Source organism: Pseudomonas sp. SG20052 (assembly GCF_031766055.1).
In the GTDB taxonomy this organism is placed as follows: Bacteria; Pseudomonadota; Gammaproteobacteria; order Pseudomonadales; family Pseudomonadaceae; genus Aquipseudomonas; species Aquipseudomonas mandelii.
In genome coordinates, this window is sequence record NZ_CP134498.1 from 6,421,275 (window position 1) to 6,447,762 (window position 26,488).

Below are 26,488 nucleotides of genomic sequence, written 5' to 3' on the forward strand. Positions count from 1 at the left end.
CCAAGCGGCCTGGCTGTCCGACCCAATGCATCACCACAGCCTACTTCCGCCAGATGCTATCTCTGTTGCGCATTGATCACTACAAGCTTATTGGGACGGGCCACGAATTATGCCCAGACCTATGGAACTGGAAACGCAGTAACAGAAAAGGCCCACGAGGGGCCTTTTGTACTCAAACCAAAATCACTTGGTCAGCCAAGACTCCACGGTCGCGGCGCCATTTTCTGCTTTCCACTCCTTCAGAGTCTTGTGATTGCCGCCTTTGGTTTCGACGACTTCGCCGGTGTGAGGATTTTTATAGACCTTCACTTGACGTGGCTTACGGGTGCCGGCCTTGGACTCGACGGCTGGAGCGCGGCGGCGCGCTTGCGGATCAAGCAAGTTGATCACGTTAGGCAAGCTGTATCCGTACTCAGCGAGCAAAGCGCGCAACTTCGTTTCAAATTCTATTTCTTTTTTCAGGCCGGCATCGCCTTTCAGCGCTTCGAGAGCCTTGAGCTGCTCAGCGAGGTGCTTTTCTAGTTGGCGGAACTCTGCAAGTTTAGACATCGTAACTCTCCATCGATTAATGCTTAAAGTATATCAACATTTATCGATGCCAGATGATGCTGACGAAGCATAATGTTTTTGAATTTGATCGAAGAAAAAATCGATAGGGACTTCAGATATTGCTGACGGAATTTCTTTTAAGAATTAGTAAGATGGATGTGTCAGATTGGCACATTGCATCTGTCCGCAAATGCGAGCTCCTACATTTTATAAGGAAAGAGCGATGCAGCACCTACGTTTATCTAACTCAATTTTAACGAAGAATACTTCCCCGCTAGCGCCAGCGGTGAGAGCAGTGAATCAGCTAGGAACTGCACTACAGGTACGGCGACGCCATCTCCTATTACCTTAGCGGCATGAGTCTTTGCGGCTGGGAGCGAATAATCGTCCGGCAAACCCATCAATCGAGCGGATTCTCTAGCGGTCATATGCCTTGTTTTTATCGTTTCACCCTCAATAAAAATCAGCATTTGCCTTGAAGACCCGCCATCTGAAGCTCGCAAGCACCCTGCAACTCCATCAAGTCTTACTTCTGTAAAGGATCTCATTTGTCCTTCATGCGGGCGCATCCGCCTAAATAAAGTTCCTACCACTAAGGAATCCGGACTGGATACTTTTCTGATTTTACCAATGTTAATGAGTGACATGGCGGCCATGAGCTTCTGAGTCTGCTCAGGTGTATGCCAAACAGAAGCATCACGCTCTAAAACATCAGATAGAGTCAAAGCTACGAGCGGAGGGGGAGGTAAGCGCCACCAAACATGGCGTTGCCGTAACGCTTTTGGAAGATTGTCTAATGCGCTAATTAAATCATCGGGGTGCCAAATTTCAGCAGGATCAGGAGATAGTAGGTGGGCCGGTATTTCAATATCGTCTCGAACTGCCACCAGAAAAATTCGTGGCCGACTCTGCGGCAGAAAGTGAATGGCATCAACTACCACGACACCAAAATTATATCCCCCAAACCCAAAACTTTCGGCGACAGTCTTAAAATCCTGCCCATTTCGGGACTTCAAAAGTCCTTTCACATTCTCTAATACAATGATTTTTGGATGAGTGCCGGAAATGTATTTTTTTTGAATAATTTCCCACCAGGCCGTGAATACAGAAGATGATGCACCTAGCAGTCCCTCCCCCATACCCGCTGAGCTGAAATTTTGGCAAGGGGTGCTGGCCCATGCAAGATCTAAATTGTCAGGGACGATATTAGGAGTAACTGATCTAATATCTCCAGGAATAAGATCATCGATTCCCCAGTTTTCTGCATAACATTTAACTTTTATAGAGTCAAAGTCATTGGCAAGCACGCACTTCCATCTATTACCGAGCCCCGCTCTGGCCATACCTCCGCCTGCAAAAAACTCTGCCCATTGAAGGCACGGCTCTTGGGCAGGGAAGGTTAAGTTGGTCAAAGATATCGTCTCAGTGAATTTTGGTGCCGGATTCTATCACAAAATTTGCGAAATTAGCTGACGGCTCAATCATATTTTCCATTTCCCAATTAAACATCAATGCTTCTCTGCGCCTTGCGAATTCAAAGTATTGTCCACTTAGATACAACTCGTAGAGTTCTGGCGTCACAAAATGGGCTAACGATTCATTTTCGCTCATAAGGCGGATATCAAAATTTCTGGCAGGCGTATCTCCCAGTAAAAAATAAAATCCTGGGCGGCGTTCATTCTTTATAAATTCTTTAGGCCGAATAGGTATGAGCCTTTTCTCACTGCCCTTATAAGATTTAATGTTATACGACTCAAGCTTTGCAGCCAAAGCCAGCACCCAAGTTTTTATTCGGCCAGCATTAAGATTTACTTTAATGCCTTCGAGAGGGAGCAGGGCAGGCCCTTGATTTAGCGACCACCCCAATTTTCCGGTTTGAAGGTAACCATTTAAGTCGGTAAGTGCTCGTTGAGAGTTTCTGGCTGTAGTGCCAAAAGCGTTCGTGTAAGCTGAAAGATAAAACCAGCTCACGAGCATATCTGGAGAACAATTTGGGTTGTCGAGAAAAGCTCGAGCGATTCCAAGCATCTGGAGACGATATGGGAAGGCTGCGGGGGAGTCGATATTTAAATGATTATTTGCGAACTCCGCGAGCCGCTCAATAGCTTCAAATATTTCCGAAACGGAACCGTCATTTATATGCTTTGCTAGTTTATCAGTTTCTTTCGAGTATATTTCGTAGCCTAGTTTTAACTTTAAAAGCATTAATACAAATTCAGTGTCTATCTCCTTCCACTTCGACGCCTCATCAAAATATTTTTCATTATAAAGTTCAAGGCTTCCCAACAAATCAAATTTATCAGTGTAGCTCAAAGCATTTAACATATGAGCTTCAGACATAACTGTTCCGCGACTGTTGATTCGCTCAAAGCTTTTAGTAACTAAAGCCTGATCATCGGACTCTAGCGGGATGACAGGGATTTTATAATCCTTGAAGGCGCTCACTACAGCGTCACACCTATCCACCAGCCCCTCCATGTGAGCAGGAATTAAGCGCTGAAAGCGTAACAGTTCTTTGCTTTTGAATACTAAATCCAATGGCATATACATGTAATTTTTTCTAACGAGCTCATCCGCACTGAGTTCGTCGCGAAATAGAAACATGTTCTCTACGTTATCTGCGGATAAATCGCAGTACATTAAAAAATCGCTAACACTGTTTTCGCTTATATATTTGTTGCTGATTTTGTCAACGGGATGAAGGAGCATGCAGTAGAGGGTAGATAGCCTCTGCAAGCCGTCCATTAGATAAATATTTGAGGAAGACGATGGAGCTTTCTCAACAAGGAATGGCCCAATATGATCATATGTATTTATGTTATCGAGTCTAGTATTCCAAACTAGGAGCGCGCCAATCGGAAGGCCTTCATAAATACTGCACAACAGTTCTCGCTGCTGTTGTCTTTTCCAAACTAAACTCCGCTGGAATCTAGGGATTTTAAGAACCCCCTCATAAATATCTTTTAGGAGAGCGGACAGAAACGAAACTCTCGGTTCCATTGTGAATTTAAAACTCATACCGGCCTCCCCAGTAGGCTTGCGAGATGATTTAGTTTAGAGCCAAACTCATCAAGTGTCGAATTTTTCTGATGGACTTTATAGATTTCTTCGTGTGCTCCAATACAAGAAAACGTTTTAGTCGCGAAGCGCTTTCCAAACCCTTGCGTCAGTTCAGCAAGAGTTTCCGGAGGTAAATCATTATAAAGCTCGGAAGCTTTGTCAGCGACGGAAAGACCGTCTTTCATATTGAGATGAGAAATTTGGTCTTCATTCATTGAGTAAACTGCCTTTGCTCGTTCATTCAAAGGCCCTCGATGAGTCAGTCTATATATATCTTCACTAATATAGTTTTCAATTGCTCGTTTTTTTAAGCAGTGATATGTCAGTGCTTTCTGCTCGCAAACATCAATTATCTCTTGAGTGGCTTTTACCACTACACCAGGTTGAGGCGCGTCACTGTCAAACATTGTCCAGCTTAGCAAGCGAAATCCTTTTTCACCCCCTCTCAACTCAAGTATTTTTTTAAGTTCCCCATTACCCCCGCCGAGAACTTCTATGTGTCCTTTACTGCTCAACACATCAATTCTGTCTCGATATTTTTCCGGAAGCAGTGTTTTAAGGAAAAGCAGGTCATTTCTCGAGTTTTCTAGGGCTAGCTTGATGCTTTGATCAATTAGAGAGAAGGCATCATTAAGAGATACTTCTACGGTTCCGTCCCAACTGCTTTCTTCGATATCAGTAACATGTACAATAAGTTCTGATGGGTATGTTTTCTTTATATTGAATCTTGCACTGAGCTGGATGGAGTGCCTCAGAAGCATTGACCATCGGTCTTTGTGTGGTTTGGATAGTGATGCAATCCAATTTTCAGCAACTTGCAGATCATCAAACTCTATGAATATCCTGCCATCTTCATATCGGTGAATGAAAAGTAATAATAAAACTTCGTTGTCTTCGTTAAGCAAAGCGGATGAAATATTGAAGAACACCTTACTCTCCTTTATTATTATCTCGAACATCCATTAACGTCTTCGCCTGCTCGTATATTTCCTGGAACACTTCTTCGGGGAAGTTTCTCAAGATATAGCCGCTTTCATCAAATTCTACTTTGCTTAAAAAGCTCCCTTCCTCGGAAGCACCTTTTGAAACCCAGTATGTACATAAATCATCTAGTGAAAGATCACCTGCTGCCAATGCGGTTTGAATCGCTAAAAGCAGGCTTTCGGAATGCGTTTCAATGATGAAGCTAGCACGCTTATTTTTTTTGATACATTTAACAAGAAAGTTTGCCAGTGTTACAACCGCTCGCGGATGGAGGTGCAATTCCGGCTGTTCTAGCATTATGATAGGGTTTATTCCAAGCTCGCCAGTGGCTGCTTGAGCGCATAAAGTAACAACTGGTAACGCTTGAGAAATACCTTCGCCAGAGTCAAGAATTGGAATTCGAATGGAAGAGCTGCTCGCGGTATCATTTACGGAAATCGTCTCGAGTTTACAAACGGTTTTATCGTTGTTTGAGCTCTGTGAGAGGAGATTTATATCAATCGCTCTGCCGCAGGTTTCTACGAGCCATTCGTTTATATCATCAAGTGCGGGACTTTTTACTCGAGACATTTTCCAAATGGTTTCAGCCGTGCCCGAACCATCGTATTTTATGCCTGCTAGGACACTAGGATTAACTGCAAACTCTCTAGGAGGTTGAGTCCTAATAGAATTCAACCAGAAAACAGACCTAGAGAAATCTTTTAGCTTCCTATCTATTGATTTGTGAACAATAGGATTTTCGCTGTCATCGCTTCGGATAGTAAAGTTGTCCAGCAACACCGTCTCATGTTTTTTTTCTTTTAACTGATACCGTAATTCTGCTGGTTCAAAATCATCGCTTATTTGATAATCGAATAATTCCAGTTCGGCAGCGCTCCGCTCTTGTATTGTTATAGCAGAAATACTTTCTTCGTCTTCGCCTACTTGTGTGAGGTCAAAATTAATCGACTCGCCATCCTCCCACTCAAGTCCAAAAGACATTTTGTTGCCTGCTGCGTGCGCAAGATTATTGAAAGCGGCACCTCTCAGGCAGGGCGCGGTATAATCAAGATAGCTTTTTATCAGTGTCTGACGTTTGTTTTCGGAAAAACTCGCCGCCAACATTGGCATCAGTCTTATGGCCGCACTTTTACCGGAGTTATTATATCCAAATAATATAGTTAATGGTTTGATGCCTATCGACTGCGGGGACTTAAACGCTTTATACCCGGTAAAGCTGACCGTGCTAACTTTGACGTCGTCCATATTTCCCCCATGCCCAATATGATTTTCATCAAGATAATACAAGAATTATCGTTTTTAGCCAAGTTTTGCATTCAGATGTTGCCAGGTTGAAATTTGCTTTTGGTTACTGACGTATTATATGGATATTTAAACTAAAACAGCTTTACATCGCTTGATATATTTTATTGCTGGCATCGACTGGACTTCAATGTTTCTAATTATAGTTTAAACGTACTTGTTAGATTCGTAATGTTTTCCTATCAGCAGATCCTAGCTAGTTTGCGCTACCGCTCAGCCTTTGCTGACCCGAAGCATAGAGCTTCACAGGCGCCAAAGGGCATGACGTCGGTTTCTAGCACGAGGATCGGGGGAGGCTAGCAGATGCGCTCAGCCAAAATGTCCATCTCCAGAGCTTGCGTATCAAGCGTCCGCTTGAGGCATTGCATCTTCTCGAGACAGCTATCGGCCCAATAACGGCAACTGATCTGCTGTCGTGTAAGAATTATGGCTCAGCAATAATTATTGCTGAGCCATAATTTTGAATAATCGCAAAAGGCCTCCTTAGATGCGCCGGACAGCAGTGCAACCTACCAGCATGACACCGTCCCAAGGGGGGTCACACGCTAGTTAACCTCGGCTTATCACCTATCTTATGCATCCCCCAATCTGGAACGCTCGACAGACGCTAGGCTCCGACTCCCTAACCGACGCGAAAATGACGGAGTAGATGAGGCCCTGCGGGATAAGGCAAGCTGAGCCCGCAGGCGTGAGGGTGGAAGTCCAAAGGGGCCATGTCTTTGTCAAAAAAGGCCCGGGTTTGCTACACGACAAATGCCAAGCGAGCGAAGGGGATGCCAAGCCCTCGGGCGAGCCCGGCGTTGAGATGCACCTCAACCGGGGTCGCTAATTTTGTAGTGAGTTCTAGCGGTGGTCTGCTGTACATGGTCGCCGCGATCACCATACTCATAATGACTGCCCCATACGGGAGAGCGCTCATGTTAAGAAATCCATGCTACCGAGCTAGCTAGGCACCGGCTGATGCGGCAGCATAGATTCCGCCCTGCATTTCCCGACGCGCAAGCATCGCCTGATTCATTTTCCAACAGTGCTGGTCTAGCATTCGCAAGGCGAGTTAGGCCCACGCACACTAATGCCATGGATAGCTGAGAGCCCAAGTAATGTCAGTCGATTACCCAACACTCGATGAAGCCCAGGAAAAGCGGATTGCTGCTGTTCATGGGGGCTTCCTGTATCAGCATCTGTTTGCCGTTGGTTGCCTGCTAAAAGCCAATGGTTCAGATGTCCTGAAGGTGGTGATTGAGCGTGATGAGGACGTTGAAATCGTTCTTGCAGACGTCCGCATCTACGTCCAGGTCAAAACCCGCAGCGATCCACTTATACCGAGTGACCTGGGCACCGCCTTTGAGCGGTTCCAACAGCTTCGCGAACAGCACGCACAGGGAATACGGCATGGCCGGCCTCTTTTTGTGGTCGCATCCAACCAACCCCCAGGGCCGAAGCTTAGCGCTAGCATCGAGCGCAAGGAGCTGGAGAACGATATCCAATTCATCCATCCATATATGGCGATGCCGGCAGAGCTCGCTTGCCTACCGGATTGCTGGGCTGACTTGAGCGGTGCCGTAGCCGACTGTGTGAGATTGGCAGAAGCAGTCCCCCACGGCTCCTTGGTGCCAGAGTCACTGGTCTGGAAACTAGAGGGGAAGGTACAAGCCGCTGCCACTGGTCGCCAGGATCTTGGTGGTTACACCTTTCACTCAGAAGCGCTACCCGCTCTCTTCGAACAGTTACTGACGCAGTTGCAACGGCTTCCGGCCCTGCAGGCACACTACCTCCCTCAGATTGACGAACCTGAGCTCTTCAACGGAGAGCGTGTTCGCATCGTTTGCGGCTTCTCTGGAGCAGGGAAGACTTCGTGGTGCGCGCAAGCTGCAACGCACAGTCCTGAACCTTGTATTTACTTCGATGCCCGTGAAACCGCAGGCCCTGCTTTCGCACGATCACTGGTTAGGGAGATTGCCGGTGGTCTGGTCGAAAACCCTCATGAAATAGGGGAGATCTTCGCACCTAGCGCCTCAGGCATCGACTCGATGACCGCCCTTGATCGCCACTTGGAAGCTCGAGGTATACATCCGCTAATCGTCATCGACAATGCTCACGAAATGCCCGCAACTGATCTACAAGCGGTATTCAGTTGCACCCCGCACATGCGCTTCATTCTTCTGTGTCAGCCAACAGGGTCGATTCAGGAACTCGAGCAACTATCAGGACTACGTCGAGAGGTGCTTAAGGGATGGAGTCTGGATTCCGTTGCGGCGGAATCCTCTCGTTTGGGGGCATGGGGTGACGTCGCGACCATGGAAAGAGTGCGCACCATTACAGCCGGAATGCCACTGTACCTTCAAAGCGCCGCCCGACTCGCAGCCCAGGATTACGCAGGTGATCTGTCCTTGCTTTGCACAGCGCTGGAGCGGCAGGCCACGCTGGAGACGACCGCACAGGAACTCATCCTCACGAAGGTGTATGAGGGGCTTACACAAGCGAGCCAGCAGATCGTCACCCTTCTGAGCATGGTCGATGTCGCTATCACGCAAAGCGAGTTACAGAATTTGATGGAGTGCTACGCCAAGGCGCCATCTGCTGCAGTAAACACAGCAATCCGTACGCTTCGTGTACTTGGAGTTCTGGAAGTTCAAGGCAACCGCGAGATCAAACTCCACGATGCCATGCGACTGGTTGGGGTGGGCGAGTTGTACGCTGTAGAAAAAGAGCGACTGCGCGCGACGAAAACGATACTCAAAGACATGCTGCTAGCCTCCTTGCAGCAGGCGCGTAACCATCACAGGCTGAGGCTTCTTATCCGTACCTTGCTGGACTTGGAGGAGCGAGAGTTACTCATTGATCTAGCCGGCCAAGAGATGTTTAAGGAGACCGGCCTCGGTGCGATGCTCATCGACTTCTTGGAAGCCGCTTCCACTGCTGTAGATCTCGATCCCGAAACAAGATACTGGGCAGTCGACTCTCTCTTTTTCCTCCTGCACCAATCAGCAGATCCACGAAACAAGCCAGAACAGCTCGCGTTGATGGCTCAATTAGTGAATGACAGCGCGCTCTCCGAACGTGCAGTTATCTCTTATCACCTCAAGAACATGGATTGGCTGGGAATGCAGGGAGACGCACCCGGCGTCTACAGGGCAATCGATGTTGTAAACGGATTGCCTGGGCTTTCTCCGGAGCGCATCCCACCCTTCCATTACAACGCTGGAGTTGCGCTCTGGCGAGCAGGTGAATATCGGGCAGCCGAAAGGCTCGTTGATAAGGCCATCAAAGAATATCTAGACGTTCTGAATATCAGCGAGCAGTGGATCTTGGGCCGTGCAATGTCCGACGTCTCTGCCTTCTTTCGTGACTCGTCTGCTGATTCGGAGGTCGTAAACCACCTTGCAGGCGCCTATGAAGTTAAGTCGATCCTTCTAAAACAGCGCCGAGTAAATCCAATAGCGTATCGCCTCTTTGCCTTCAAATTCTTCGGCTGTGTAGGAGCACACGGCTCGGCGGTGAAGACAGGCCTAGATGCTGCGCAGGATATGCTGGATATGCGTGATTTCGAGGCTGCACGAACGATGGTTAGGGATAACGTCATTCCCCTAATCTTGGAAGCTAACCTGTTGGGCGAGCTCACCAGTTCTAGAAGCTTCTATGCCGTGATCCTGGCCTACTGCAGAGATTTCGAGGCCGCTCACCGCGAGATGGCATCACTCGCGCCCTTCCGCGCTGGGTTCACGGAGGAACAGCGCGAAGAATACGGCTTTCAACTTCAGCTGATCAGGAATATACAGGCAGGCCGAGTCAGTTAACTTAGCCGAGCCTGGATAGTCCAGTGGGGTGTGCGCGGTAGCAAAAAACGATCCTAGCCTGCCAGCATTGCACAAACGCAGCCACTCAACTGCGATAACGACGACCGATCTCACTCCATGATCAGTGCATCGCTGATGAAAGCGGTGATTGGCACTGTGTATTTGGGACGGCTTGCTTGCACCAAGCGACGCAATTGAAAGCCACTCAAATACTTACTATGGAATTCCAGCTCAATTACTTCAGGCATTCGCCTCAAGCTCAAAACGGCTCCGTATAAAATTGTCTGCGAGCATTGGGCTTACCCTGCTTTCATCGAAAAAGCAGCAGCAATGCTAGCCTCTTTTCTCAGTCCTGCCCCAAGCAGGAGATAGACAGTTTTTTTGGTTTCAAACATGTAAGGGCTGGAAGAGATACCGAAATTGCTGCGAACCCACATTTGAGGCTGGAAGCGTCCTTTGCTGTCCAAAACGATTTCGTGAGCGAAAAGTGTCGCGGGGAGTAGACCGAGCCTGGAGAGCTTTTCTTTCTCAGCAGGGTTAACCGTAAGGTCGATCAGGATCCACTGCTTCACAACACAGAAGGCTTTGCCAGGGAAGGCGTTTGCGGCCAATGCAATTAGCGCGTCTTGGGTGCCCTGCCAACCAGGCATCTCCTCGCCTGCGCCGTAAAGCAACTGCGAGATTTCTTCTAACGTGACCATGTAATTTTCTCGAATTCGTACGCAGCGAAATTCAGTTCGCTGAGGTTCGTTGGGGAACGACTACTCGTCAAATCTCGATCAGAAAATCCGGATTGAAACCGGTTTGTTGACTCGGATAGCCGCGCGGATTAGAAACCACACGACACCCATTCTTAAGGAAATCCGCTGAGACGTGGGTATGCCCGTAGACCCAAAGGTCAGCCTTATGCAAAAGCTCGGGCCAATCGTTCGCATAGGCTGCAATTAAGTTTTTAGGAAGCGTGTCACCTACGTAATCCAACACAGGTGCATGGTGGGTAACTACAACAGTTTGTCCGTCAAAGGGCTTTTCCAACTCTTGCGTCAGCCACGCATAGGCGGTCTTTGATTTGGCGATTAGGTCATCCGGATGCAAACGCCGATAACCTTCATCGGCTCGGATCACAGCGAAGTCATTCATGCATTCCCATGCAGCGCGTTTTGAGTCCACCACATCGCCGGTGGACGAGTAATCCGTCCACGCCGTTGTGACCAAAAACCGGGTTTGATCTAGGATTAGCACTTCGTTTTCGAATACGTGAACATGTGGCGCTGCAGCCTTTTTCATTTTCCGCAGCGTGTGATCGATGTGGCCGCCGTAGTACTCATGATTTCCGCAAACGTAAATCACCGAGCACTGGAATGTGTCGTTAGCCCATGAGACTCCACGCGATTTGATATCAATGTCACCAGCGAGAATGACTACGTCTGCGTTGCTTGAGGCGGGTTCGAATCGGGCGAAGCCGAGGTGCAGATCTGAATAGATTTGTAGCTTCATGGATTAACCAGCTGCCGTTGTAGTGGCAGAGCGATTCGGGGTCTGAGAGTTGGCGCAATGGAAATGCTTCCCGGCGGCAGTCGTGGCGTCGTAAATCATTCGAATATTGCTGAGCAAGCCTGCGTCAGTCACACCGGGAGAGCTGCTGTAGATTGCTCCGCTATCGACTTTATGAAGAAGTACGCACTCACCGTTTCCGTCGTAACCGACGATCGCACTGATCAGCTTTTCCATCTGTTCTAAAGAGCCCCCATTAATGCAAGCGGGAGTCACAACCTGAACCACCTCAATCTTGTGCTCTGGGCTCCGCTGCGAGAGTAGGTGTGTCAGCATCGAAGGGTCTGATGGCATAAATTTTTTGAACCGAGCCCCTGCCCCTTCACAAATGCGAAAGCGAACGTGATACCAAAAATCTTCCGAGTCTCGCTCGACCATCCGCCAAGCCGTGCGGCCAGGCCCCGGGAAGCCAGGTAGACCTACCAAACAGGATTCATCTGAAATAAACATGTCGCTTTTTCCTTCCAATCCGATCCATGTTGCGTCGAGCCGATCTACATTACGATCTGGCATGTATCAGCTTTTCATCAATCAATTCCGAGCCATCTCTAAAGGTGGGAGGAGGATCACTAGCTGCTCGGACGTCATCGAATCCCAGCCCAAAAACTTCTGGCAATACATGTGATACATGCGGTGCCAATGCTGAGCTCATTTTTTTCAGAGGTGTCATCCATGTGCCCCGGGCCATTAGCACTAGGTGGATGTCTAAAGCAGGCAGCTTGAAGGGCTCGAATTTAATGTGCAGTCAGATAGGACGAGTGCTTTCATCTCTTCTCACAAACGATTAAGCCTTCAATGGGTCTAGCAGCACTCCGATCCTGACACGGGTCGACAGAATTCAAAGGCCGAGCTAAGCCTGACTCTTCATATGGCGCGTCAGCCATATCAATAATAGGGCGACATGCCCGATAATTACAATATACGTAGTTTATTTGGCACGTAAAGCTGTGGCTATATCCTCATTTTTTGGGGATGTATGTCGCTGAAAATTGAAGTCGCTGCGGTGCTGAGGGCCCTGCGCCAGCTGCAGGGTGGGGGCTACGCGCGCCTATCAGAGCGTACCGCTCGGCGTACGATTGGCGAGCTTGAGCGCGCTCAAAGCGGCGTTACGCTGGACAAACTCGCTGAACTAGCTGATGCGCTGGAGTTCGATCTCCCTGCATTCGTGGTGTTGTGCGTTTGCCTGCAGCGAGATATTTCGCCCAGGGAAGTAATTCAGTCGACGATGGCCTGCCTTGATTCATTCAGTTCGGCTGGGGGGATTGAGCTGGTGAAAGACGAAATCGCAGACGGCGCGATCATTAAGCGCCCTCGCGGAAAACCTCGTAATCACCATGTGGTGTCAGAGATTCAGCGACTACGAGCCGATGGCAGGAACCAGTCCGAGGCGGCGAGGGAGTTGGGGGTACCTCGCTCCACTGTTCAGAGGTATTGGCACAGCCAGCCCGCGAACAAACTCGAATAATGAACCTCCCTGGCAGTCTAGAAGGAACTACTCCATGGCTCGAAATGTGTTCTTCAGCTTTCACTTTGCAAATGACTTCTGGCGTACCCAACAAGTGCGCAATATCGGAGCTTTGGAGGGACAAAAGTTGTATACCGCCAATGAATGGGAAGAGGTCAAACGGAAGGGCAACGCTGCAATCGAAAAATGGATCGACGATAGCCTGGTCGGTAAATCATGCGTAGTTGTCCTGGTTGGCTCCGAGACTGCTGCCCGGCCATGGGTATTGGAAGAGATCGTCAAGGGTTGGAACGCGGGCAAAGGTGTCGTCGCCATTCGGATCAATCGCCTTCTTGACACCCAGCAAAAAACCTCTGCAGCTGGATCAAACCCCTTCGATGCAGTCACGTTGAGAAATGGCACTGTGGCACTGTCGAGCTATGCGAAGCTCATGACCCCTGCGGGCAGTGATAGCAAAGAGGTTTATGCGTCCATCCAAGCCAATATTGAGACCTGGATCGAGAACGCGATCACTATTCGCAACAATTACAAACCTTGAAAGCTCGCTCCAAACTTAAATGGGGCGGTTGAGGTCTGCGCATCGCACAACGAAGGACGTGATATGACCAATGCGGCCATGAACCGTTTTCTGACTGAATATCCTGACGCGCTGAATGATGGGCTCGGAGCCATTTTCATTGGCGCTGGCGTCTCCATGGCTGCCGGCTACCCTTCATGGTCGGGTCTGCTGAGCGACATTGCCGATGAGTTGGATATCAACCCAAGAAACGTACATGACTTGGCGGCACTTGCGCAGTGGAGCATTCAGGAAAGCGGTGGTGCCACTCGTGTTCGCAACGTCATCAGAAAGGAGATTGGCCCAGATAAGCCAATCCCTGAGACCTTGGATATCGTCGCTCGGCTACCTGTCAGGCATATTTGGACGACCAACTATGACCGTTTGGTGGAAAGAGCTTTCGCAGCCATCAGCCGCCCACTCAATCCCATCTCCGCCCCAAAAGACCTCGCTCTCAGAACCACCCCTGGTGCGGCGCTGCTCTACAAAATGCACGGCTCCGTGGATCGTCTCGACGACATTGTAATATCCACAGATGACTACGAGCTTTTTCGATCCCGGCGGGGTCAATACCTTCCGCTATTCCAAGCGCATCTGACCAGTATGTCGATGCTTTTCATCGGCATCAGCTTCACTGATCCAAATGTTCGGCACGTGCTTTCATTAATAAGGGAAAGCTTCACTGACTCGCCCCCAGAACACTTTGCTATCGTCCGAGCGCCAAAGAAATCGGACTTCAAAACTAAAGATGAATTTTCAGCCAGACTCGCTCAGCACAAGCTTTGGACAAAAGACCTCAAGCGCTATGGCCTGCTAGCTGTTGAGATTGATGACTATGACGAGGTACCGGCCCTTCTTCGGCAAATCGAAAGACGGGTTGCTGCGCGCAGGATCTGGGTAAGCGGTAGCTGGCCACTTGAGCACGGCGGCAGTGAGCCGGCGAATATTCATGCAATTGCCGAGGAGGTTGGCCGAAGGATTGGAGAGTCCAATCGATATTTAGTAACAGGAGCAGGATTATTGGTCGGTTCCGCCTCGCTTTCTGGCTTTCTCACCGCCCTCCGCAACGGAGGAGGTTGGGATTTAGACCGTCGACTCATCGCCAGGCCGTTTCCTCAGCCTTTGAAGGCAGGCATCCCCAAGGACGAGGAATGGGCTGCGCTTCGTCAAGAGTTAGCGCGCCAAGCCGGCATCGCAGTTTTCATTGGCGGCGCCAAGTTGAGTAATGGCATTCCAGTTCCTGCTGACGGGGTTGAAAGCGAATTCGAGTTTGCCAAGGCCGCCGGGGTCTTCCTTCTGCCCATTGGCGCCACAGGCGGGGCTGCCGAGAAAATATGCAACCAGCTGCGAAACTCGGGACTTGCCTCTAAGGGCAGCTCAGCTATGCGACCTACTGATAAGGAGCTCAAAGCTCTATCAGATAACACCGCTATGGCTACCACAGAAGGACGAAGCTCTCTGGTGGATCTGGTTTTTCAGATCATTGACCGGGTAGCCCGTATTGGCTGAGATTGCCCAATTTAGGAAAGACGGCTATGCCTCGTAACGTAACAACAGCGGAGCTACGAAACAGCTCCGCAAACAGTACTCAAAATACTCGCGATCAATTGTTTAAATCCACGGCAAGCACCGCTGTAATGAGCACGTTTCTTTCACACTCCAGTAAGGACAAGGAAATTCTCGCGGGTGCGATCCAGGTGCTCCAGAATCATGGCGCCTTCGTCTACATCGACGAAATTGACCCCGAAATGCCACCTTACACATCCGAGGAAACAGCCGCCTTACTCAAGCAACGCATTTCTCAAACGAAAAGATTCGTGCTGCTTACTACAAAAAACAGCAAGGAGAGCCGTTGGGTACCTTGGGAACTGGGCATCGCCGATGGGGCAAAAGGGCTTTCGAAAATCGCGATTTTTCCAGCCTCTGATACTACAAACGATGACAGCTGGGCCAGTTGGGAGTACCTGGGACTGTATCGGCGAGTCGTCTGGGGATTATTGCAAGGGCACCCCCAAGAGCTCTGGATGGTGCTTGATACGAAGGCAAACACGGCTGTACCGCTGAGGGACTGGCTAGCGGGGTACTGACAGCACCTCGGTCGCGTTCCTCCCCCATCTGATCAAAAAAACAGCTCTAGAAAGCCCCAATACCCGCCGTGGAAAATTGGCGGTTATGTCCCCCCTGTTATCTCTAGACTGCTACGGGCGCTTTGATACCGGGATAGGGGTCATAGCCCACGATCTCAAAATCTTCAAAACGATAGCCGTATATCGAATCCGGACGGCGCAGAATCTTTAGTTGAGGAAGCTGCCTTGGACTGCGAGTGAGCTGCTCCTGGATCTGCTCCATGTGATTAGAGTAGGCGTGTGTGTCGCCAGTGGTCACGATGATCTCGTGGGGGATCAGGTCGCATTGCTGGGCAAGCATGTGAGTCAGGAGAGCTAAGGCAGCCGTGTTGTATGGCAGCCCTAGGAAAACGTCAGAGCTCCTGATGTACAGCTGCATCGAAAGATGTCCATCGTGAACGAAGGCCTGGTAGAGGACGTGGCAAGGAGGGAGAGCCTGCAGCCCGTTCCGAGCGTTCTCCTGCGGGCTCTTACGCTCGTCAGGAAGGTATTCGACGTTCCAACCGTGGAAGAGGATGCGACGGCTGTTGGGATTCGTCTTCAACGTCTCAACCATGTAGTCAATCTGGTTGATGGTGCGGCCATCTTTTGTGGGCCAAGCGGCCCATTGCTGACCGTAAACCGGCCCGAGATCGCCGTCCTCTGTGGCCCACTCATCCCAGATGCTCACCCCATTCTCGTTGAGCCACTTCACGTTCGTATCGCCGTTGAGCATCCAGATAAGCTCATTGGCAATGCTCTTGAAGTGAAGCTTTTTTGTCGTCAACAGCGGGAAGCCATCTGCGAGATTGTGCCGAAACTGCCGTGCGAACACCGCTTTGGTGCCCGTACCCGTCCGATCACCTTTGACCAATCCGTTGGTGATCACATCGGTCAAGAGATCTAGGTACGCTTTCATGTTGGCCTCTACTCTGTCGAGCGTGGGACGCGCGACTTCTGAAAAAAAATACGATGATACCGAAAATAAAGAGGAGCGGTCTGTCTCAGGCCAGCAGTGAAAATGACACTACATTGGCGCTGTCCACAAAATGGCACGGCGGCAAAGCCATTTCATCGAGCTGGGCGACGTTCCAGCCGTGGAACAGAATGCGGCGGCTGCCTGGGTCCTTGATGATGGTGTCGACGCACTGGCGGATCTGGTCGATCGCCTTGTACAGAACGACATAGGCCTGACCGTCTTCCTCGCCTTCGGCGATCTGACGATAACCCTGGCTCAGGGTCTGTTCGATAGCGGCCTGATTGCTGACCGGAATCTGCTTGTACGCCGGCCATTTGCGCCATTGCACGCCGTAGATTTCGCCAAGGTCGTCTTCACCCTGACGGAACGGATTGGCCAGCCACTGCGCGTTTTCGTTGGCGTTCTGATCCCAGACCTTGCAGCCCAGCGCGCGGAATTCGGCGGCGTTGTTCACGCCACGCAGGAAACCACACATCTCGCCGATGGCCGATTTGAAGGCCATCTTGCGCGTGGTGATCGCCGGGAAACCTTCTTTCAGGTCATAACGCAGCATCGCGCCCGGAAAGCTGATGGTGTTCACGCCGGTGCGGTTGGCTTGCTTGGTGCCGTTCTTGATGACGTGGGCGACCAGTTCGAGATATTGCTTCATGAATTACCTGTGTCCTTGAACCCGGGGCCGTCACCCCGGGATTCGAATTTATACGGCAGCCGCTGGAGTCGCCGGGGCGCGGTGATACGCCAGCCAGATCAGGAACAGCCCGCCAACGATCATCGGTACGCAGAGCACTTGGCCCATAGTCAGCCAGTTCCAGGCCAGATAGCCCAGTTGCGCGTCCGGTACGCGGACAAACTCCACGATGAAACGGAAGATGCCGTAGAACAGGGCAAACATCCCGGACACCGCCATGGTCGGCCGCGGCTTGCGCGAGAACAGCCAGAGAATGGCAAACAGAACCACGCCTTCGAGCGCGAACTGGTACAGCTGCGACGGGTGACGCGCCAGTTGCGCCGGATCGGTCGGGAAGATCATTGCCCACGGCACGTCGGTCGCCTTACCCCACAACTCGGCGTTGATGAAGTTACCGATGCGCCCGGCACCCAGGCCGATCGGCACCATCGGCGCGACGAAATCCATCAGCTGGAAGAACGACTTGTTGTTCTTCTTGCCGAACCACAACGCCGCCAGCATCACGCCGATGAAGCCGCCATGGAACGACATGCCGCCCTTCCACACTTCGAAAATCAGTGTCGGGTTGGCCAGATAAGCGTTCAGATCGTAGAACAGCACATAGCCCAGGCGGCCGCCGACAATAACGCCCATCGACATCCAGAAGACCATGTCGGAAAGCTTTTCCTTGGTCCAGGTCGGGTCGAAACGGTTGAGCCGGCGCGATGCCAGCAGCCAGGCGCCGCCGATGCCGATCAGGTACATCAGACCGTACCAGTGGATTTTCAGCGGACCGATGGCCAGGGCCACCGGGTCGATCTGCGGGTAAGGCAGCATTGCGACTCCTTGTTGAAAGTTGAAACCAGAATTCCCGGGCGACGCTGCCACCTCAGGATTAAGCCAGCATTGCGAGCTAGAGCAGGAAGCTCAGGCCTACGCAGAACAGCAAAGCCGCGAACAGCCTTTTCAGCAACTTTGGCGACAGCCTGTGGGCCAGTCGCGCACCGAGGCGGGCGAACACCATGCTGGTCAGGGCAATCCCCAGCAGCGCCGGCAAATAGATAAAACCGAGACTATGGGCCGGCAGCAAGGGATCGTGCCAGCCCAGAATCATGAAACTTGATGCACTGGCCAAGGCGATGGGCAGGCCGCAAGCCGACGACGTCGCCACGGCTTGCTGCATCGGCACGCTGCGCCAGGTCAGGAACGGCACGGTCAACGAGCCGCCGCCAATGCCGAAAATCGCCGAGGCCCAGCCAATCACACTGCCGGCCACGGTGAGACCGAGTTTGCCGGGCACCGTTCGACTGGCCTTGGGTTTGACGTCCAGCGCCAGTTGCGCGGCGATGATCAGCGCAAACACACCGATGATTTTCTGCAGATTCGGGCCGGAGATCGCTTCGGCCGTCAGCGCCCCGAAACCGGCACCCATCAGAATTCCGACGGTCATCCACACGAATATCGGCCAACGCACGGCGCCACGACGATGATGTTCGCGGACGGCATTGACCGACGTAAAGATGATCGTTGCCAGGGACGTGCCGACCGCCAGGTGGGTCAGGATCGAGGCGTCGAAGCCCTGCAAGGTGAAACTGAACACCAGCACCGGGACGATGATGATCCCGCCACCTACCCCGAACAGCCCGGCCAGCACGCCTGCGCAGGCGCCCAGCGCCAGATAGAGCAGAAATTCCATGGACGATCTCAATGCTTAGGCAAAACCGGAGCGGCATGGTAACGGATGCGTGGCCTCGGGCTCCACTGCGGATGGCAATGGAACGACAGGCGACGACTGCGTAGAGTGGGCAAAAAACACACAAGGACCACCTTATGTGCCTGATTGTTTTTGCCTGGCGACCGGGTCACGCCCAGCCGCTGATCGTGGCGGCCAACCGCGACGAGTTCTATGCCCGGCCCAGCCAGCCCCTGGCGCAATGGCCGCACGCACCGCATGTCTACGCCGGTCTCGACCTCGAAGCCGGCGGCACCTGGCTCGGTATTGGTGCCAATGGGCGTTTTGCTGCGCTGACCAATATTCGTGATCCGAATCAGTCGCCATCGCGAAAATCCCGAGGTGAGCTGGTGGCGGGTTTTCTCTTGGGCAATATGCCAATTGATGATTACTTAAGCGACGTTGTCGGACGTTCGCTGGAATATGCCGGATTTAATCTGCTGATCGGCAATACCAACGAGCTGTGGCACTTCAATGCGCGGGAGTCTAAGGCAGTGATGCTGGCGCCTGGGATTTATGGGCTGTCGAATGCCGGGCTGGATACGCCGTGGCCGAAATTGCTCAAGGCACGGGCGGCGCTGGAGGAAGTGCTGGAGGATCCGCAGCCAGAGGCGTTACTGGCGTTGCTGAAAGATCCGCAGACCGCACCCTTCGCCGAGTTGCCGGATACCGGGGTGGGGTTGGCGACCGAGACGTTGCTGTCGAGTGTGTTTATTGCCAGTCCGACTTATGGGACGCGTGCGAGTACGGCGTTGATTGTTCAGGCGGATGGGACGCGGCGTATGGTCGAACGGAGTTTCGGGCCGTATGGGGGGCATTTGGGGGAAGTGGAGATCAAGATTTGAAGGCTAGCGATCACCTGTGGCGAGGGAGCTTGCTCCCGTTCGGTTGCGCAGCAGCCGCAAAACGATTGGGAGCGCTTCGCACTCCAGCGGGAGCAAGCTCCCTCGCCACAGGGCCATCAGCCTTTCAGAGGGTTTTGACCACAGCCGGATTGACCATCCGCGCCAACCCAAGGTTTTTCAGCGCCAATTGCAGCGAGCTGTGGATCACTTGCGGGTTGTCGATGGTCATCAGTTCGGCCAGCAATTCCTGGGCCTTGCTCAGGTTGATCTGACGCAGCATCCACTTCACTTTCGGCAGGTTGGTGGCGTTCATCGACAGGCTGTCGAAGCCCATCGCCATCAACAGCACCGCCGCTGCCGGGTCACCGGCCATCTCGCCGCAAATGCTCACAGGCTTGCCTTCGGCGTGGGCATCACGCACCACGTTCTGCAACGCTTGCAGCACCGCCGGGTGCAGATAGTCGTAAAGGTCGGCTACACGCGGGTTGTTCCGGTCCACCGCGAGCAGGTATTGAGTCAGGTCGTTGGAGCCGACCGACAGGAAGTCCACCTGCCGCGCCAGTTCCTTGGTCTGATACACCGCCGCCGGAATCTCGATCATCACGCCAATCGGCGGCATTGGCACGTCGGTGCCTTCGTCGCGGACTTCGCCCCACGCCCGGTGAATCAGGTGCAGGGCTTCTTCGAGTTCGTGGGTGCCGGAAATCATCGGCAGCAGAATCCGCAGGTTGTTCAAGCCTTCACTGGCCTTGAGCATGGCGCGGGTCTGCACCAGGAAGATTTCCGGGTGGTCGAGGGTAACGCGAATGCCGCGCCAGCCGAGGAACGGGTTGTCTTCCTTGATCGGGAAGTACGACAGCGACTTGTCGCCGCCGATGTCCAGGCTACGCATGGTGACCGGTTGCGGATGGAACGCGGCGAGTTGCTCGCGGTAGATCGCCAGCTGCTCCTTTTCGCTCGGGAACCTCTGGTTGATCATGAACGGCACTTCGGTGCGGTACAGACCGACCCCTTCGGCACCACGCTTCTGCGCTCGCGCCACGTCCGCCAGCAGACCGGTGTTGACCCACAGCGGCATGCGGTGGCCATCGAGGGTCACGCACGGCAAGTCGCGCAAAGAGTCGAGACCCAGCGCCAGCTGTTTCTCTTCTTCCACCACTTCGGCGAACTGCTTGCGCAGCACGTCGCTGGGGTTGGTGTAGACCTCGCCGCGATTACCATCGACGATCAATTCGATGCCGTCGACCTTGGCATAGGGCAGGTCGACCAGGCCCATCACCGTCGGGATGCCCATCGCCCGGGCGAGGATCGCGACGTGGGAGTTACCCGAACCGAGGACCGAGACCAGACCGACCAGCGTGCCTTCCGGCACCTCGCCGAGCATGGCCGGCGTCAGTTCTTCGCTGACCAGAATGGTTTTTTCCGGATAAACCAGATTCTGCTGACGCTCTTCCTGCAAGTAGGCGAGCAAACGGCGGCCAAGGTCCTTGACGTCCGAGGCGCGCTCACGCAGGTAGGCGTCGTCCATCAATTCGAAACGGTTGACGTGCTCGGTGACCACCTGACGCAACGCACCCTGGGCCCACTGACCGGTCTTGATCACCGTGGTCACTTCGTTGCCCAGCGCTTCGTCGGCGAGCATCATCAGGTAGACGTCGAACAAGGCCCGCTCTTCGGGGCGCAGCTGCGAGGCCAATTTGGCGGACAAGGCACGCATGTCGGCGCGAACGCCTTCGATGGCGGTCTTGAACAGCCCGAGTTCGGCGGCGATATCGGAGATGGTCTTGTCGGGCACCACGTCCAGGTCGGCCGGCGGCAGCATGACCACCGCGGTCCCGACCGCCGCACCCGGCGAACCCGGTACACCGACGAACTTGGCTTCCTGGATGCCTTTGCCCTGACGGCCCAGGCCACGGATCGAACCGGTGGCTTCGGCGTGGGCGATAACGCCGGCGAGCTGCGCGCTCATGGTCACGAGGAAGGCTTCTTCACCTTCATCGAACTGGCGGCGTTCTTTTTGCTGAATGACCAACACGCCGACGACGCGGCGGTGGTGAATGATCGGCGCCCCGAGGAAGGAGGCGTAGCGCTCCTCGCCCGTTTCGGCGAAGTAGCGGTAGCGCGGGTGATCCGCGGCGTTTTCGAGGTTCAGGGGTTCTTCACGCGTGCCGACCAGGCCAACCAGACCTTCGTTGGGTGCCATGCTGACTTTGCCGATCGAGCGCTTGTTCAAGCCCTCGGTCGCCATCAGCACGAAGCGGTTGGTCTCGGGGTCAAGCAGGTAGACCGAGCAGACCTGGCTGCCCATGGCCTCTTTGACGCGCAACACAATAATCCCCAACGCCGCCTTGAGATCCTTGGCGGAGTTAACTTCCTGGACGATCTTGCGCAGCGTATTGAGCATGGCTCGGGGTCGAACTCCGTCGTCAGTCGCGCGTTAAAAGGCGCGGGGCAAGCTCTTTGAGAGCGCGTCGATACACCTCGCGCTTGAATGTCACCACCTGGCCCAACGGATACCAATAACTGACCCAGCGCCAGCCATCGAACTCCGGTTTACCGGTCAAATCCATCCGCACCCGCTGCTCGTTGGAGATCAGGCGCAGGAGAAACCATTTCTGTTTCTGGCCGATGCACAGCGGTTGGCTGTGTGTTCTGACCAGACGTTGCGGCAAACGATAGCGCAACCAGCCCCGGGTGCAGGCGAGAATTTCAACATCTTCGCGCTCAAGACCCACTTCTTCGTTCAACTCGCGGTACAAGGCGTCTTCCGGCGTCTCCTGGGGGTTGATCCCGCCCTGTGGAAACTGCCAGGCATCTTGATTGATACGGCGAGCCCATAGCACCTGTCCGGCATCATTCGTGAGAATGATCCCGACATTGGGGCGGAAACCATCGGGGTCGATCACGGCAACAACCTCGCAAACGCATGTCGCCGCATTGTTCCACAAAGGTTGTGAAGGCAGCAACGAGCCGACCTACCTTATGTGCACTCTTGTGAAAAGTCCGTATTCTGGACGCCTTTCTACAGACTTTTCAGCGAGTAACTGCAATGCGGCTGGCTTTATTCGACTTGGACAACACGCTTTTGGGCGGCGACAGTGACCACGCCTGGGGCGATTACCTGTGCGAGCGCGGCTTCCTCGATGCCGTCGCCTACAAGGCACGCAACGACGAGTTCTATCAGGATTACCTGGCCGGCAAGCTGGATAACGATGCTTATCTGAACTTTTGCCTGGAAGTCCTCGGCCGCACCGAGATGGCCACACTGGATCAATGGCACCTGGATTACATGCGCGATTGCATTGAGCCGATTGTGCTGCCCAAGGCTATCGATTTGCTGGCCAAGCACCGCGAGGCTGGCGACAAATTGGTGATCATCACCGCGACCAACCGCTTCGTCACCGGGCCGATTGCCCAGCGTCTGGGGGTTGAAACCCTGATCGCCACGGAATGCGAGATGGTTGATGGCCGTTATACCGGGCGCAGCACCGATGTTCCGTGCTTCCGCGAAGGCAAGGTCACGCGGTTGAATCGTTGGCTGGAAGAGACCGGGCATTCGCTGGAAGACAGCTATTTCTACAGCGACTCGATGAATGATTTTGCGTTGCTGGAGCAAGTGGCGAATCCGGTGGCGGTCGATCCTGATCCGAATTTACGCGCCGAGGCCGAGCAGCGTGGCTGGCCGGTAATTTCGTTGCGCGACTGAAATTGCTTTCGCGGGCAAGCCTCGCTCCTACTGGATTTGTGGTGGTAGCCGACTACAGACTCGACACATCACCTGTAGGAGCGAGGCTTGCCCGCGAAGGGATCGCCTCGGTTTCAAGCCTTAAACCGGCTTGGCGCCCATCAACCCCGCGATGGCGATAAAGCAGACAAAGCTGAACAGCGCGAGAGCAAAGGTGAACTTGCCGCTGCCGCCCGGCGCAGTACGCAGCTTGTTCAGCCGCACCAACAACCAGAACCACCCCAACGCTGCCAGGGTGTAAAGCACACTCGACGCGAGCAACCACGTCTGCCCCAACGGCCAGCCCACCAGATGCACCATCCACCAGCCGGTGAATGGCATGCTCAGCAGCGCCAGGCCCATCAACAGCCAAACGAACACCCGAGGCCGTTGCAACGTGCGCGCTGCAGCAGTCGCATCACCACGACGCCGCGTTTGCCAAAACCATATCCCCAAGCCCAGCGCACAGCCCAACAATATTGCCGTCGCCGCGGTGTGCGCCATTTTCAGGGCGGTTAACGTTTCCATTGTTCGACTTCCTTAGAGACTGCCCATCAGCGTAGCCGCTCAGCCGAGAAACAGCTGATAGGCCGGATTGTCGCTTTCATCCCAGTACGGGTAACCGATTTCCTCAAGCGCCGCAGGAACCAGATGACGTTCGTCGTGAGGCACTTGCAAGCCCGCGACCACACGGCCATCCGCCGCGCCGTGGTTGCGGTAGTGGAACATCGAGATGTTCCAGCGCCCGCCGAGCTTGTTGAGGAAGTTGAACAGCGCACCCGGACGTTCCGGGAATTCAAAGCGCAGCACCACTTCATCGACGACCTGGGCCGCGCGGCCACCGACCATGTGACGTATGTGCAACTTGGCCAGTTCGTTATCGGTCAGGTCCAGCACCGGGAAACCTTGCTCGCTGAGGCTGGCGATCAGCGCACTGCGCGGGTCGGTTTCCGGATGCGTCTGCACGCCGACGAAGATATGCGCTTCGCTGCCAGTGTTGTAGCGGTAGTTGAATTCGGTGATCTGGCGCTTGCCGATGGCTTCGCAGAACGCCTTGAAGCTGCCCGGTTTCTCGGGGATGGTCACGGCGATGATCGCCTCGCGACCCTCGCCCAGCTCGGCGCGCTCGGCAACGTGGCGCAAGCGGTCGAAGTTGACGTTGGCGCCGGAATCGATGGCGACAAAGGTGTGCCCGGTGACACCGCGTTGCTCGACGTACTTCTTGATCCCGGCCACGCCCAGGGCGCCGGCAGGTTCGGTGATCGAGCGGGTATCGTCGTAGATGTCCTTGATCGCCGCGCAGATTTCGTCGGTGCTGACGGTGATCACTTCATCGACGTAGTCTTTGCAGATATCGAAGGTGTGCTGACCGATCTGCGCCACCGCGACACCATCGGCGAACAGGCCCACGGTCGGCAGCACCACGCGCTCGCCGGCCGCCATGGCCGCTTGCAGGCAGTTGGAATCGTCCGGTTCGACGCCGATGATTTTGATTTCAGGGCGCAGGTATTTCACATACGCCGCGATCCCGGCGATCAACCCGCCGCCGCCCACCGGAACGAAGATCGCATCCAGACGCCCGGGGTGCTGGCGCAGAATCTCCATCGCCACGGTGCCCTGCCCGGCAATTGTGTGGGGATCGTCGTAAGGGTGAATGTAGACGTAGCCTTTTTCGTCGACCAGTTTGAGCGAGTAGGCCAGGGCTTCCGGGAACGAATCGCCGTGCAGCACGACTTTGCCGCCACGGGAGCGCACGCCTTCGACCTTGATTTCCGGGGTGGTCTTGGGCATGACGATGGTGGCTTTCACGCCCAGCACTTTTGCCGCCAGGGCCAGGCCCTGCGCGTGGTTGCCCGCCGAGGCGGTGACCACACCGCGAGCGCGCTCTTCATCGCTCAACTGCGTCAACTTGTTGTAGGCGCCGCGAATCTTGAACGAGAACACCGGCTGCAAGTCTTCACGCTTGAGCCAAATGGAATTGCCCAGCCGCTCGGAGAGCTGGCGAGCAGTCTGCAACGGGGTTTCTACGGCAACGTCATAAACGCGCGAGGTGAGGATCTTTTTGACGTACTGTTCGAGCATCGGAAAGCATCACTGAGCGGGTTGGGCAGGGCCAAGGAGTCTAACCCGGCTTTCGGCCGGACGACCACACTAAACAGGTGGTTTTACCGTCCATGGAAGGGATCATGAACCTGTGGGAGCGAGGCTTGCCCGCGAAGAGGCCGTCACATCCAACATAAATGTTGGCGGTACGATCGCTTTCGCGGGCAAGCCTCGCTCCTACAGGTAACGGTCGTGGCCCGCCAATCGGGCAATGACCTTCCCTGCCCCGAAGCCTATAATGCTGGCCTTTCGTTCCCTCCTTCGGCACTTCGGAGCCCGCATGACCCAGGATCAACTCAAACAGGCAGTGGCTCAGGCCGCCGTCGACTTCATCCTCCCGAAACTCGACGACAAGAGCATTGTCGGGGTCGGCACCGGCTCCACCGCCAACTGCTTCATCGACGCCCTGGCCAAGCACAAAGGCGCGTTTGACGGCGCGGTCGCCAGCTCCGAAGCCACCGCCGCTCGCCTCAAGGGCCACGGGATTCCGGTGTATGAGCTGAACACCGTCAGCGACCTGGAGTTTTATGTCGACGGCGCCGATGAAAGCGACGAGCACCTGAACTTGATCAAGGGCGGCGGCGCGGCCCTGACTCGCGAGAAAATTGTCGCGGCCGTGGCCAAGACCTTCATCTGCATCGCCGACGCCAGCAAACTGGTGCCGGTGCTCGGCGCGTTCCCGCTGCCGGTCGAAGTGATCCCGATGGCCCGCAGCCATGTGGCGCGCGAGCTGGTGAAGCTCGGCGGCGACCCGGTCTACCGTGAAGGCGTGTTGACCGACAACGGCAACATCATCCTCGACGTGTTCAACATGCAGATCACCAACCCGGTGGAGCTGGAGGCGCAGATCAACGCCATTGTGGGCGTGGTCACCAATGGTTTGTTCGCGGCGCGTCCGGCGGATTTGCTGCTGCTGGGCACTAGCGAAGGCGTGAAAACCCTCAAGGCCTGACCCCGCACTCCCAGTAGGAGCGAAGCTTGCTCGCGAAGAGGCCGTAACAATCGACAGAGATGTTGAATGTGACGGCCTCTTCGCGAGCAAGCTTCGCTCCTACAATTGGTTTGC

General features: G+C 53.8%; 23 protein-coding genes and 1 pseudogene. 8 read left to right on the forward strand and 16 right to left on the reverse strand.

All coding sequences use genetic code 11. The features are described from left to right. Positions 1 to 183: 183 nt before the first annotated feature. The 5 genes from RHP74_RS29550 to RHP74_RS29570 all read right to left on the reverse strand — a co-directional run bounded on the left by RHP74_RS29550 (position 184) and on the right by RHP74_RS29570 (position 5,838). Positions 184 to 549: a histone-like nucleoid-structuring protein, MvaT/MvaU family gene (locus tag RHP74_RS29550; RefSeq protein ID WP_311096830.1), complete on the reverse strand. Its 366-nt coding sequence runs from the start codon at positions 547 to 549 to the stop codon at positions 184 to 186. Positions 550 to 791: 242 nt separating this feature from the next. After that, positions 792 to 1,892, reverse strand: coding sequence for a DNA cytosine methyltransferase (locus RHP74_RS29555; RefSeq protein WP_311100602.1), 1,101 nt, complete (start codon positions 1,890 to 1,892; stop codon positions 792 to 794). A 79-nt stretch (positions 1,893 to 1,971) separates the two neighbouring features. Beyond that, on the reverse strand, positions 1,972 to 3,567 hold the full coding sequence (locus tag RHP74_RS29560) for a DUF262 domain-containing protein (RefSeq protein WP_311096831.1): 1,596 nt from the start codon (positions 3,565 to 3,567) through the stop codon (positions 1,972 to 1,974). Further along, on the reverse strand, positions 3,564 to 4,538 hold the full coding sequence (locus RHP74_RS29565) for a hypothetical protein (protein WP_311096832.1): 975 nt from the start codon (positions 4,536 to 4,538) through the stop codon (positions 3,564 to 3,566). The genes RHP74_RS29560 and RHP74_RS29565 overlap by 4 nt, the downstream gene beginning before the upstream one ends. 1 nt (position 4,539) lies before the next feature. Next, positions 4,540 to 5,838 (reverse strand): AAA family ATPase, encoded by a 1,299-nt coding sequence (locus RHP74_RS29570; RefSeq protein WP_311096833.1) that lies wholly within the window; start codon positions 5,836 to 5,838, stop codon positions 4,540 to 4,542. A 1,157-nt stretch (positions 5,839 to 6,995) separates the two neighbouring features. Here RHP74_RS29570 and RHP74_RS29575 point away from each other — a divergent pair. Next, positions 6,996 to 9,692 carry an ATP-binding protein gene (locus RHP74_RS29575; RefSeq protein WP_311096834.1) on the forward strand — a complete coding sequence of 899 codons (2,697 nt, stop codon included), beginning with the start codon at positions 6,996 to 6,998 and terminating at the stop codon, positions 9,690 to 9,692. A gap of 299 nt (positions 9,693 to 9,991) precedes the next feature. Here the strand turns inward: RHP74_RS29575 and RHP74_RS29580 are convergent, their stop codons facing one another. From RHP74_RS29580 to RHP74_RS29590, 3 genes are all read right to left on the reverse strand, one after another. Then, complete coding sequence (locus RHP74_RS29580) at positions 9,992 to 10,393, reverse strand: DUF6957 family protein (protein WP_311096835.1); 402 nt, start codon at positions 10,391 to 10,393, stop codon at positions 9,992 to 9,994. A gap of 67 nt (positions 10,394 to 10,460) precedes the next feature. After that, positions 10,461 to 11,189, reverse strand: coding sequence for a metallophosphoesterase (locus RHP74_RS29585; protein WP_311096836.1), 729 nt, complete (start codon positions 11,187 to 11,189; stop codon positions 10,461 to 10,463). Positions 11,190 to 11,192: 3 nt separating this feature from the next. Beyond that, complete coding sequence (locus RHP74_RS29590; protein WP_311096837.1) at positions 11,193 to 11,696, reverse strand: hypothetical protein; 504 nt, start codon at positions 11,694 to 11,696, stop codon at positions 11,193 to 11,195. A gap of 526 nt (positions 11,697 to 12,222) precedes the next feature. On the opposite strand from RHP74_RS29590, the gene RHP74_RS29595 reads away from it, so the two are divergent. From RHP74_RS29595 to RHP74_RS29610, 4 genes are all read left to right on the forward strand, one after another. Then, positions 12,223 to 12,711 (forward strand): transcriptional regulator, encoded by a 489-nt coding sequence (locus RHP74_RS29595; RefSeq protein ID WP_311096838.1) that lies wholly within the window; start codon positions 12,223 to 12,225, stop codon positions 12,709 to 12,711. 34 nt (positions 12,712 to 12,745) lie between these two features. Further along, a complete protein-coding gene (locus RHP74_RS29600) occupies positions 12,746 to 13,249 on the forward strand; it encodes a TIR domain-containing protein (protein ID WP_311096839.1) in 504 nt (167 codons plus the stop codon). Positions 13,250 to 13,312: 63 nt separating this feature from the next. Further along, positions 13,313 to 14,776, forward strand: a complete 1,464-nt coding sequence (locus RHP74_RS29605; protein ID WP_311096840.1) for an SIR2 family protein — start codon at positions 13,313 to 13,315, stop codon at positions 14,774 to 14,776. A 26-nt stretch (positions 14,777 to 14,802) separates the two neighbouring features. After that, entirely contained in the window at positions 14,803 to 15,354 is a 552-nt protein-coding gene (locus RHP74_RS29610) for a toll/interleukin-1 receptor domain-containing protein (RefSeq protein WP_311096841.1), read from the forward strand. Between the two features lie 103 nt (positions 15,355 to 15,457). On the opposite strand, the gene RHP74_RS29615 is transcribed toward RHP74_RS29610, so the two are convergent. The 4 genes and pseudogenes from RHP74_RS29615 to RHP74_RS29630 form a co-directional block, all read right to left on the reverse strand. Further along, positions 15,458 to 16,291 carry a thymidylate synthase gene (locus RHP74_RS29615; RefSeq protein WP_311096842.1) on the reverse strand — a complete coding sequence of 278 codons (834 nt, stop codon included), beginning with the start codon at positions 16,289 to 16,291 and terminating at the stop codon, positions 15,458 to 15,460. Between the two features lie 124 nt (positions 16,292 to 16,415). Further along, positions 16,416 to 17,000 (reverse strand): annotated as a pseudogene (gene thyA, locus RHP74_RS29620) (thymidylate synthase); the annotation flags it as partial. Between the two features lie 48 nt (positions 17,001 to 17,048). Further along, complete coding sequence (lgt, locus tag RHP74_RS29625; RefSeq protein ID WP_311096843.1) at positions 17,049 to 17,855, reverse strand: prolipoprotein diacylglyceryl transferase; 807 nt, start codon at positions 17,853 to 17,855, stop codon at positions 17,049 to 17,051. A 76-nt stretch (positions 17,856 to 17,931) separates the two neighbouring features. Then, positions 17,932 to 18,714 carry a sulfite exporter TauE/SafE family protein gene (locus RHP74_RS29630; RefSeq protein WP_077747197.1) on the reverse strand — a complete coding sequence of 261 codons (783 nt, stop codon included), beginning with the start codon at positions 18,712 to 18,714 and terminating at the stop codon, positions 17,932 to 17,934. Positions 18,715 to 18,848: 134 nt separating this feature from the next. On the opposite strand from RHP74_RS29630, the gene RHP74_RS29635 reads away from it, so the two are divergent. Continuing rightward, on the forward strand, positions 18,849 to 19,595 hold the full coding sequence (locus tag RHP74_RS29635; RefSeq protein ID WP_311096844.1) for an NRDE family protein: 747 nt from the start codon (positions 18,849 to 18,851) through the stop codon (positions 19,593 to 19,595). A gap of 124 nt (positions 19,596 to 19,719) precedes the next feature. Here the strand turns inward: RHP74_RS29635 and ptsP are convergent, their stop codons facing one another. Beyond that, positions 19,720 to 21,999, reverse strand: coding sequence for a phosphoenolpyruvate--protein phosphotransferase (gene ptsP / locus RHP74_RS29640; RefSeq protein ID WP_172791888.1), 2,280 nt, complete (start codon positions 21,997 to 21,999; stop codon positions 19,720 to 19,722). A 22-nt stretch (positions 22,000 to 22,021) separates the two neighbouring features. Then, on the reverse strand, positions 22,022 to 22,501 hold the full coding sequence (locus RHP74_RS29645; protein WP_007945562.1) for an RNA pyrophosphohydrolase: 480 nt from the start codon (positions 22,499 to 22,501) through the stop codon (positions 22,022 to 22,024). Between the two features lie 143 nt (positions 22,502 to 22,644). On the opposite strand from RHP74_RS29645, the gene RHP74_RS29650 reads away from it, so the two are divergent. Then, entirely contained in the window at positions 22,645 to 23,301 is a 657-nt protein-coding gene (locus RHP74_RS29650; protein ID WP_010466731.1) for an HAD family phosphatase, read from the forward strand. Between the two features lie 120 nt (positions 23,302 to 23,421). Here RHP74_RS29650 and RHP74_RS29655 read toward each other — a convergent pair whose 3' ends face one another. Together RHP74_RS29655 and ilvA are read right to left on the reverse strand one after the other, a co-directional pair. Next, positions 23,422 to 23,847 (reverse strand): DUF2269 domain-containing protein, encoded by a 426-nt coding sequence (locus RHP74_RS29655; RefSeq protein WP_077747195.1) that lies wholly within the window; start codon positions 23,845 to 23,847, stop codon positions 23,422 to 23,424. A 39-nt stretch (positions 23,848 to 23,886) separates the two neighbouring features. Beyond that, positions 23,887 to 25,401: a threonine ammonia-lyase, biosynthetic gene (gene ilvA / locus RHP74_RS29660; protein ID WP_010466728.1), complete on the reverse strand. Its 1,515-nt coding sequence runs from the start codon at positions 25,399 to 25,401 to the stop codon at positions 23,887 to 23,889. 301 nt (positions 25,402 to 25,702) lie between these two features. Here ilvA and rpiA point away from each other — a divergent pair, with 301 nt between their 5' ends. Beyond that, positions 25,703 to 26,374 (forward strand): ribose-5-phosphate isomerase RpiA, encoded by a 672-nt coding sequence (gene rpiA, locus RHP74_RS29665; RefSeq protein ID WP_010466726.1) that lies wholly within the window; start codon positions 25,703 to 25,705, stop codon positions 26,372 to 26,374. Positions 26,375 to 26,488: the final 114 nt, after the last annotated feature.

Coding starts and splice junctions, on each gene's coding strand:
- RHP74_RS29550 (WP_311096830.1), bottom strand. CDS start 549: ATGTCTAAACTTGCAGAGTTCCGCCAACTAGAAAAGCACCTCGCTGAG.
- RHP74_RS29555 (WP_311100602.1), bottom strand. CDS start 1,892: ATGGCCAGAGCGGGGCTCGGTAATAGATGGAAGTGCGTGCTTGCCAAT.
- RHP74_RS29560 (WP_311096831.1), bottom strand. CDS start 3,567: ATGAGTTTTAAATTCACAATGGAACCGAGAGTTTCGTTTCTGTCCGCT.
- RHP74_RS29570 (WP_311096833.1), bottom strand. CDS start 5,838: ATGGACGACGTCAAAGTTAGCACGGTCAGCTTTACCGGGTATAAAGCG.
- RHP74_RS29575 (WP_311096834.1), top strand. CDS start 6,996: ATGTCAGTCGATTACCCAACACTCGATGAAGCCCAGGAAAAGCGGATT.
- RHP74_RS29580 (WP_311096835.1), bottom strand. CDS start 10,393: ATGGTCACGTTAGAAGAAATCTCGCAGTTGCTTTACGGCGCAGGCGAG.
- RHP74_RS29585 (WP_311096836.1), bottom strand. CDS start 11,189: ATGAAGCTACAAATCTATTCAGATCTGCACCTCGGCTTCGCCCGATTC.
- RHP74_RS29590 (WP_311096837.1), bottom strand. CDS start 11,696: ATGTTTATTTCAGATGAATCCTGTTTGGTAGGTCTACCTGGCTTCCCG.
- RHP74_RS29595 (WP_311096838.1), top strand. CDS start 12,223: ATGTCGCTGAAAATTGAAGTCGCTGCGGTGCTGAGGGCCCTGCGCCAG.
- RHP74_RS29600 (WP_311096839.1), top strand. CDS start 12,746: ATGGCTCGAAATGTGTTCTTCAGCTTTCACTTTGCAAATGACTTCTGG.
- RHP74_RS29605 (WP_311096840.1), top strand. CDS start 13,313: ATGACCAATGCGGCCATGAACCGTTTTCTGACTGAATATCCTGACGCG.
- RHP74_RS29610 (WP_311096841.1), top strand. CDS start 14,803: ATGCCTCGTAACGTAACAACAGCGGAGCTACGAAACAGCTCCGCAAAC.
- RHP74_RS29615 (WP_311096842.1), bottom strand. CDS start 16,291: ATGAAAGCGTACCTAGATCTCTTGACCGATGTGATCACCAACGGATTG.
- lgt (WP_311096843.1), bottom strand. CDS start 17,855: ATGCTGCCTTACCCGCAGATCGACCCGGTGGCCCTGGCCATCGGTCCG.
- RHP74_RS29630 (WP_077747197.1), bottom strand. CDS start 18,714: ATGGAATTTCTGCTCTATCTGGCGCTGGGCGCCTGCGCAGGCGTGCTG.
- RHP74_RS29635 (WP_311096844.1), top strand. CDS start 18,849: ATGTGCCTGATTGTTTTTGCCTGGCGACCGGGTCACGCCCAGCCGCTG.
- ptsP (WP_172791888.1), bottom strand. CDS start 21,999: ATGCTCAATACGCTGCGCAAGATCGTCCAGGAAGTTAACTCCGCCAAG.
- RHP74_RS29650 (WP_010466731.1), top strand. CDS start 22,645: ATGCGGCTGGCTTTATTCGACTTGGACAACACGCTTTTGGGCGGCGAC.
- RHP74_RS29655 (WP_077747195.1), bottom strand. CDS start 23,847: ATGGAAACGTTAACCGCCCTGAAAATGGCGCACACCGCGGCGACGGCA.
- ilvA (WP_010466728.1), bottom strand. CDS start 25,401: ATGCTCGAACAGTACGTCAAAAAGATCCTCACCTCGCGCGTTTATGAC.
- rpiA (WP_010466726.1), top strand. CDS start 25,703: ATGACCCAGGATCAACTCAAACAGGCAGTGGCTCAGGCCGCCGTCGAC.